The following is a 9329-nucleotide window of genomic DNA, read 5'->3' on the forward strand; positions in this document are numbered from 1 at the left end:
CATATTTGCAGCGTTAATGTACTTTTAAGGCATGAAAAAGAAATATAGTATCTTAATTTTTGGACTTATTGCTATGGTGTTTTTACAAACACTTATGGCACAAACCGTGTTTAGAGGTAAGATTTTAGATGAAGAAACAAAAGCTCCCATAGGAGATGTTAAGATTGGAATTACAGATCAAGGAGTTGGTGTTGTCACGAGTGCTAACGGACTTTTTAATTATCGAAAATACCATCAAACTGTAGGCAATGCTTCTCGACTCAGAATTAGTGCCGCTGGTTATGAAACTATAGAATTAAGAGGAGAAAATATACGAGGCTTGTTTAATAAATCAAGTAAAATTTACCTTACAAAAACGAGCGACCCTCAAGTATCAAAAGCATTTGCTGATCAAAAAAATATAAAAATCTTTTGGGATGCATCTTTATCTTCAGATCGAAGAGATTTTAAAAAAGAATGGGGATTTATAGAAGCTTATTTTGAAGAACTAGGAGAAGTTAATGTGACTTTTGTTGTATTTAATGAAGAGATACTTTCTACAAGAAGACACACTATTAATAAAGATATTTCTACGCTAAAAAAAGAAGTTGAAGGATTGGTATATGAAGGCACAACTTCATATGATATTCTTACAACAGGTAATACGGATGCGGCTCTTTTATTTTCTGACGGAGAAGCAGTCTTAGGACAATGGGAAGGAGATAGAGATATTCCTTTTTATGCGATAAGTAGTCAGTCTAGAGCCAATCATACGTATTTACGATCATTGGCACGATTTACCTCTGGAAGTTATGTAAACCTTTCGGAAGCATCAATTGCAGAGAGTGTAGATCAGATTAAAAGAGGAATTCTTTTTAAAGATAAAAATGTTGCCATAGCATCTACGTTTAATGGGATTGTAAAAACAACCATAGGACCTATTCAAGGGGCTAGTATAACCATAAAAGGGGATTTAGAAGAATTTTTATCAAAATCAGATGGAAGTTTTACGGTTCCTGCAGAGGTAGGAGATGTGTTACAAATACGGTATTTAGGAATGCATCCTAAAGAAATGCTTGTAGAAAATAAAGAGACACTTCTTGTAGAAATGACACCTATAGATGAATTACTTAAAGAAGTTGTTATTACAGGAAAAAGAGCAAAGAGTAAAGAAACATCTGATACGGGTTTTGGAGAGCGAAGTAAAGATCAAGTAGGAGTTTCTGTAAATACAATTACAAGTGCAGATATACGTCCTAACGCACAGTATTTAGCTGATATTATCCGAGGGCGCTTTGCAGGAGTTCAAGTATCAGGCTTTGGCAGTGAAGCCGTATTTACAATAAGAGGAGGTAATAGTCCTAAACCAGCTGTTTGGATAATAGACGGTTCTCTTTATGAGCAAACTCCAAATTTTGTAGATCCTCAAAATGTAGCAAGTATTTCTATTTTAAAATCAATACAAGCATCTGCTCGTTATGGATCTATTGCTTCAGGAGGTGCTTTTATTGTAAAGACAAAAGCATTTGTAACTGTGGGTGATGACGGAGAAATTGTAGATACAGCCTTAGTAACAGGGAATGATTATACAGAGCAAGTCGCACAACTTAATTTAGAGGCTTTAAAACCTAATTATGTAAAACAAATACAAGGGATAGAAGGTGTAGATGAGCAGTTTACAATGTATCAAAACCTTTCTAAAGCCAACACGACAAATGCGGCATTTTTTATAGATATGGCATTATATTTTCAGCCATTAGATAGAGAAAAAGCAGCAACCATTAGATCAAGACTTGTAGAAGTTGCTCAAAAGAACCCTAAAGTATTACGAGTAGCTGCCTATTTATATGAAAGTGCAGGAGAGTATGATAATGCTTTAAAATTGTATGAACGTATTACAAGCATTGCTCCTCGTGAAGCGCAATCGTATCGCGATCTTGCAAAAGCCTATGAAGAAGCTGGAGTATATGACAAAGCCTTAGAGCTATATATTAACATGCTAGGAGAGCAAATTCTTGGGGTTGATTTTTCTGGGTTAGATAAACCTTTAGGACATGAACTATTACATTTAGTCTCCTTACATAAAGATAAAATAAACACAGAAAGACTTCCGGAAGATTGGTTGTTGACTAGTTATAGTCTAGACTTACGTATGGTATTAGAATGGTCTGATAGAGAAGCTCCTTTTGAGTTTCAGTTTGTCAACCCTAATAAGAAATACTTTAAATGGAATCATACACTATTTGATAATAAAGAACGCCTAGAAGCCGAAGTAAAATCAGGTTTTCAAACGGAAGAGTTTGTTATTGATGATGCTCCTCACGGCTTGTGGATTGTGAATATAGAATATTTAGGAGAAGAGACCTTTACAACCGTGCCACCATATCTCAAGTATACTATTTATAGAGACTATGGAACGTCTCGTGAGCGTAAAGATGTAAAAGTTATAAAACTTACCTCCGATATAGGAAAAGCCCAGCTTGACGAATTCTTGTTATAGTAAACAACCTGTTTTTAAGTCTTTTAAAATTCATGAATACCTATATATACGCTAAGTAAGGATTTATCGGTATATACTAGAGGCAATATTTTATGAATTATCTTTAGTAAGTAATCATACATTATGTATACAATAATTTGATACATAACTAGTAACCATTGCTTATGATAAAAAGTACGCTCTTATTATTTTGTTTCTTGGCATGTTGTGCTTATACAATAGATGTAAAAGCTCAATATATTTCTAATGATACAAACTCAAGCTTAAAAGCAAGAGTAATAAACCAAGACACAAAAAAACCTATTCCTTTTGTTAACGTTGGTTTTATTGGGAAAGGGATAGGATCTGTAACAGATGGGCAAGGGTATTTTGAGCTCACATATGATTCCCGAAAGATCAAAGGTTCAGATATTATTCAATTCTCTATAATTGGATTTAAAACAAAGCAAATCCAAATTGCTTCTATTTCAACAATACTATCAAAAAACAATATCATTACGCTATCTCCAGAAAGATATAGTTTAGAAGAAGTAGTATTAGGAGATACAAAAATTAAAAATGCGACGATAGGAAATTCAAAAATAGATGCTGAAAAATTCGGTTATTGGAAAAACGAATTAGGTTTAGGAGGAGAGATTGCCTCAAAAATTAAAATTAAAAAAGAGAAGACCCAACTAAAAAGTTTAAGCTTTCCAGTATTAGAAAATCTATCAGACAGTATACGAGTTCGCGTAAACGTGTATGATATAGATCCTATTTTTAGGATTCCTCAAAATAATATTTTAAACACGACTATTTACCATACGATCTCAAGAAGAGAAGGTATAGAACGTATTCCTTTATCTAAATATAACATATTTACAGATACAGATATCATTGTCAGTATTGAGTTGATAGAAATTTATGGAGATCGTTTGGGGTTTGCTGTCGCAGGAAGCGCTAATAAAAATGCGTCTTTTACAAGATCTATTAGCCAAGATTACTGGCAACCTCATAAAAAAGAGGCCATGGCTTTTACGATGGATGTGTCATATCCTTTAAAAAAGGGAGCTAAAGAAACCTTAGATAGACCATCACCTAATGCAATTACTGTTTTTTGGGACGCTTCCGCGAAAGCGAATAATCGAAACATATCTTTAGAATTAGAACTTTTAGAACGCTATTTGAGAGTACTAAAAAATGTAGACGTAACCGTTCAAAAGTTTGCATTTGGTTACCAAGAAACGCAAATATTTACAGTAAAAAAAGAGGCTTCAGATGCTGTTATAGAATATATAGAAAGCACTATATACGGAGGAACATCAGACTATAGCTTATTACGAGAGAAACCAGAACAACAACATTATAATCTGTTATTTACAGATGGGAATTCGTTGTTTTCTGATTTACAACCTTCCTTTAATAATACAACCTTTACGCTATCTAGTGCAGAAAATATAGATAAAGAAGTCTTAGAAGAAGTCGCTTTGTATGCCGATGGAGTCTTTATAAATTTGAATACGTATACATCTAAAAAAGCATTAGAATTCCTTTTAAAAGATCTCCCAACCGATACTACAATACAAAAGCCAAATACACTAAAAGTTACTGGAAAGATTACTTCAGAAATAGGACTTCTTGATGGAGCTAGAATAGCAGTGCGGGGAACTTTTAATGAAGTAATTTCAGATAGTTTAGGAACTTTTGAAATAGAAGCACAAGTAGGAGACCAACTTGAAATTAGGTTTCCCGGTATGAAAACAAAGCTGATACGAGTAACATCAAATAAAAAAGTACAGATTGCTTTAGAAACAGAAGGAGATTGGCTAAAAGAAATTGTCCTTAAAGGTAAAAAGAAAGAAAAGGAAGAAGCGTTAGTACAAACCGCTAGTGGAAAAAAGAACTTTGATGCTGTTACTTTTAAAACAAACATTATTAGAGAGGAAGATATAAGTCCTGCATTTTTAACATTAGGAGATGTTTTAAAAAGACTTTCAAGTATTAGAGTAGAACAAAACCCTATTACAAGAGAAGAAGTATATATAAACCCACGAGCGATTAGCATTACCCAGCAAGTATTACCTGTTGTTGTAGTAAACGGTGTCGTTTATGAACAAGCTAATGGTGGAGTACCTCCTATAAATCCACAAGATCTTCTCTCAGTTCAAGTCATTACATCATTACACGCAAATGCATTATATGGAACATTAGGAAGAGGAGGCGCAATCATTGTAGAAACAAAATCTGGTAATCCTGAATATTATGCACAAAAAAATCAAAGAGCTAAAATACCTTCAGCATTAATTAAGGGTAACGATTATGTTGCAGAAGATGTCGCTGTTTTAGATGATAACATAAACAAACCATTTTACCTTATTCAATTAGAAAAAGCAACCACATTAGAAGAAGCCTTAAATACCTATTACGATTATAAGAATACAACCTTAGAAGATCCTATAGTATTTTATACAGATGTTGCTACGTATTTTCAAAAATGGAATAAGAATATTGCTCTACGTATCCTTTCTAATCTACCAGAAACACTTTCTGGAGATATTGAAGTTTTAAAACTAATGGCATATCACTTAGAATCTTTTAATGAATTCCAACTTGCGAATACGTTATATAAAAGGATTTTAACACTTGCACCAGATCGTATACAATCGTATAGAGATCTTGCTATATCGCATCAAGAAATAGGAAACTATCAACAGGCTTTCGAGTTGTTTAAACAAATATTAGCTAATGAAACTGTAGGACTCAATTTCTTACCACTTAAAAAAACAGCAGAATATGAAATGATGCGATTACTCACGTTTCATAAATCAAAAGTCAGTTATGAAGATGTTTCTAATGAGCTACTTGTTGTAGGGTTTAAAAAAGACCGTCGTCTTGTTTTTGAGTGGACCAATCCTCAAGCAGATTTTGAAATTCAATTTGTAAACCCAAAAGGGAAATACTTTAAATGGGAGCATTCTGTTTTCTCAAATCAAGAACGTCTTAAGGACGAAGTAACAAAAGGATATAGTATAGAAGAATTCGCACTTGATGATGCACCTCCTGGTGAATGGATCATCAATGTACAGTACTTAGGAGAAGATCGCATACAGCCGCCATCTTACCTCAAATATACACTGTACCTTAATTATGCAACCCCTCAAGAAACCAAAGAAATAAAGCTTATAAAGCTTTTTCAGCAGAAAGATAAAACAACCTTAGGAACCCTAACACTTAGATAAAAAAATCACATAAAAACAAAAATATAAGACTAAAACTTTACAATAACATATATAAGAGACGCTATTATATGAAAACACATATCACACTATTCAGTATAGTCTTCCTACTATTATGTAGTACGATGACTATGGCACAGACCGTATTTCGAGGTACTGTAATTGACTCAGAAACAAAGCAACCTATTGCAGAAGCGCGTGTAGGTATTAGCAATCAAGGTGTAGGTGAGATCACCAATACGAAAGGTTTTTTCAATTACAGAAAGTACCATGAGGTTTTAACTTCAGACAGTAAACTTGTAGTTGGTGCTACGGGTTATGAATCTGTACACTTAGATGCAGAAAAGGTTCGTACGCTGTTTAATAGATCTAGTAAGATAGAATTACAACCAACTTCTAAGAAGCAAAAACAGACACAGGTTAAGGATCTAGTTGTTTTTTGGGATGTTTCAGAAGATATGCAAGGTAGAGATATCGAAGCGGAGGTTAGATATGTGCAAAATTATGTTTCAGCGTATAAAGAGTTGAAGCTACGACTCGTGGTGTTTGATTATAAGGTGAGAAGTGAGGAGTTGATTACGATTCGTAATGGAGACATTTCCCGCTTTCGCGAAAGCGTAAACAGTTTAATTTACAACGGTCCTTCTAACTATGATGTGCTGGATATTGCAACTGCAGATGCTGTGATATTGAGTTCGAATGGAAATCCTAATTATGGAACGTTAAAAGTGTCTCAAGAGGTTCCTGTGTCTGCCATTGCAAGTAAGAACATTGATGTTGAGGTAGACTATATGCGTTCATTGGCTTCATACACACAAGGAAGGTTTAGTTTATTACAAGCATATACTGGTCAAGTGTCTACTACTAAAGAAACAGCTCAGAAATCCCAAGTCTCAATGATACGTGGACGTGTAGAGAGTCTTGGGAAGCCATTGCAAGAAGTATCTATTAGTAAGAAGGGAGATTTGACAGAATATTTCACAAAGGCCGATGGGAGTTTTGAATTACCAGCAAGAGATGGAGATGTATTACAATTTCGGTATTTAGGAATGTTCCCCAAAGTTGTCTTGGTAGAAAACGTAGAGGATCTCAAGATAGAATTGATGCCTAGAAATGATGTGTTGGATGAGGTCATACTCACAGAAAAATACGAAGATATCATTGTTGGAAATAAAGTCATAAAAGGAACAAACGAACCTCATATACCTGGGGGTATTACAAAATTAGGAGATTTTTACATTACCAATAAAGATATCGTTCCTAATGGTAAAACATTAGAAGTTGTACTTAGAGAAAAATTTAGTGGGGTAACAGTAAGTTATACTGCATATGGAGAAGTGGTTACAATTTTTGGAAAAGCGCCTGTATGGATAGTAAATGGTTTTGCTTTAAATCCAGGAGAACCAGCGCCGTTGTATATTCTAGATAGTGAGATTGCATCTATCATTGTAAAAGATTCAGATATGACAAATTTGAAATACGGAGGTCAGGGAGAAGCAGGATTACAGGTGATTGTTACAACAAAGAGAGGACGTGAAGAATTTAAGAATGAAAAAGAATATTTAGCTAAGAATAATGACTTTAATGAGACATTAGAAGATATAAACTCCAGTTCTGTAATAAATAGTAAAACTCAAATTGCAGGAAAAGTAATTAGTCTTGGAAAACCTATTCAAGGGGTAACTATTACTAAGAAAGGGTCATTTGATGAAGTTACTTCAGCTTCAGATGGAAGCTTTAAAATTTTTGCTAATAAAGGAGATGTTTTAGTATTTAAATATTTAGGGATGTATTCCAAGCTTGCGGTAGTAGAAGATAGCTCTAAAATTATTGAGATAGAATTACTGCCAAAAAATGATGTACTAGATGAGGTAGTTATTAAAGGAAAGGCTAAAACAGTTATCCCTGAAGTAGCAGGTCCTATATTAGAAAGAGGACAATATAAACTAGGGAATGCCATATACAACGTTACAACGTTAACAAGAGATGATTTTAATTTTGATCATTTTAAAGACCTTGTAGATGGATTAAATGGCAAACTTGCAGGGGTAACTAAAGGAAACGGCGGAGTTTTAGTGAGAGGCGAAACCCCTTTTTATTTCATAGATGGACAGCTTGTAGATGCCTTGCAATTTGAAAATCTCAATCCAATAATTGTAGAATCTATTTCTGTAAAAAGAAGCTTAGGAAATGTAGAAGGCTTTACGGGAAGAGCTATTTTCATAAATACGAAACAATTTATAGATCCTAGTTTAAAACAACCTTCTCCATTGGTTAAAGGCAATGATTATGCTGAAGAGATACCAACTATTGAAAATGGAATAGTTGATACTAAAACTCAAATTGCAGGAAAAATAATAAGTCTAGGAAAACCTATTCAAGGGGCGACAATCATTAAAAAAGGAACGTTTGAAGAGTATACCTCAAAAGCCGATGGTAGTTTTAAAGCTCTTGCAAATGAAGGAGATCAATTGATTGTGTCTTATTTAGGAATGTATCCTACAGGTTTTGTAGTAGATGATAAGACTTCTTATAGAATTAATCTAGTACCTAAAAATGATGTATTAGATGAGGTTGTTTTGAACGGAGAAAATAAATCTGACGAACTTAAAAAAATAGAAGCTATTGATGAAGAGTATAAACGTAAATCATATAGCCCAAGAGTTTTAACCAAAGACGAAATTGCAAAATCTAATTCTCACGATTTAATCGATCTTATTGCTGGAAAGTTCTCTGGAACTGAAGCTAAGGGGATTTCTCCAAATCTAGTACTCGTAAATCCTCGCTCCGCCACAAATGCTCCTTTTGGTGTTCTTTTAGATGGTGTTCTTTATGATCAAGAAATATTAGATTTTATAAATATGGATATAATTACTAAAGTAGAAGTAATTAATTCTGGTTTTACGAGTGCAGCAGGCCAAGGAGAAGGAGGTGTGATAAAAATAACAACAATTCCGTATGATACTTCTTATTTAGCAAAGAAAGAAACTCCTTCTGCTTTGGTAGAGGGTAATGATTATGCTGAAGAAGAAGTAAAATCTTTATCAGATCCTTTATTAGGGAGTTCATCTAAGGTATTGGTAAGTGGTGTTGTAAGATCTCCAAAAGGATTTTTAGAAGACGCTACGATTACGCGTAAAGGCAGTTTTGACGAGGTCTATACAGATGCTCAAGGTGCTTTTAAGATAAAGGCTTCTTTAGGCGATGTACTAGTGGTAAGTAAAGCGGGAATGTTTGCTAAAGAAGTTTTGATAGAGACCCAAGATGTAGGAAGTATTGAACTTACGCCAAAGAATGACGAGTTAGACGAAGTGATTGTATCAGGAGATAAGCGTGTGGATAATACTATAGAAGGAAATGATGGCAGGCGTGTTGATAAGGACAAATTAGGCTATGCAGCATCAGAATTGACGGAGAATGATTTTGCAGCTGGAGCTACCAATTTACGACAGCTTATTACCGGAAAGGTTTCTGGGGTGTCTGTAGAAGGTGGATTGTATAGTGGTAGTGATGTCGTATATAAAATACGAGGAGGAAATCAATCTATTGAAAATGAGATCCCTCCTATTTGGATTGTCAATGGTACGCCCTATCAAGACCCTCCTAACTTTTTAGATGTACAACAAATAGCAAGT

Annotated in this window: 2 protein-coding genes and 1 pseudogene; all 3 read left to right on the forward strand. The window is 34.2% G+C overall.

Annotated elements, in window-relative coordinates; translation table 11 throughout:
- Nucleotides 1-31 precede the first annotated feature (31 nt).
- Complete coding sequence (locus Q1A60_RS04810) at nucleotides 32-2479, forward strand: TonB-dependent receptor plug domain-containing protein (RefSeq protein WP_299762172.1); 2448 nt, start codon at nucleotides 32-34, stop codon at nucleotides 2477-2479.
- Between the two features lie 164 nt (nucleotides 2480-2643).
- Nucleotides 2644-5697, forward strand: a complete 3054-nt coding sequence (locus tag Q1A60_RS04815) for a carboxypeptidase-like regulatory domain-containing protein (protein WP_299762175.1) — start codon at nucleotides 2644-2646, stop codon at nucleotides 5695-5697.
- 68 nt (nucleotides 5698-5765) lie between these two features.
- Nucleotides 5766-9329, forward strand: a pseudogene (locus Q1A60_RS04820) (hypothetical protein); the annotation flags it as partial.

The organism is uncultured Dokdonia sp. (assembly GCF_947492535.1).
GTDB lineage: Bacteria > Bacteroidota > Bacteroidia > Flavobacteriales > Flavobacteriaceae > Dokdonia.

Bases quoted from the DNA above. Each gene is read 5' to 3' on its own strand.
- Q1A60_RS04810 (WP_299762172.1), top strand. From the start codon at position 32: ATGAAAAAGAAATATAGTATCTTAATTTTTGGACTTATTGCTATGGTG.
- Q1A60_RS04815 (WP_299762175.1), top strand. From the start codon at position 2,644: ATGATAAAAAGTACGCTCTTATTATTTTGTTTCTTGGCATGTTGTGCT.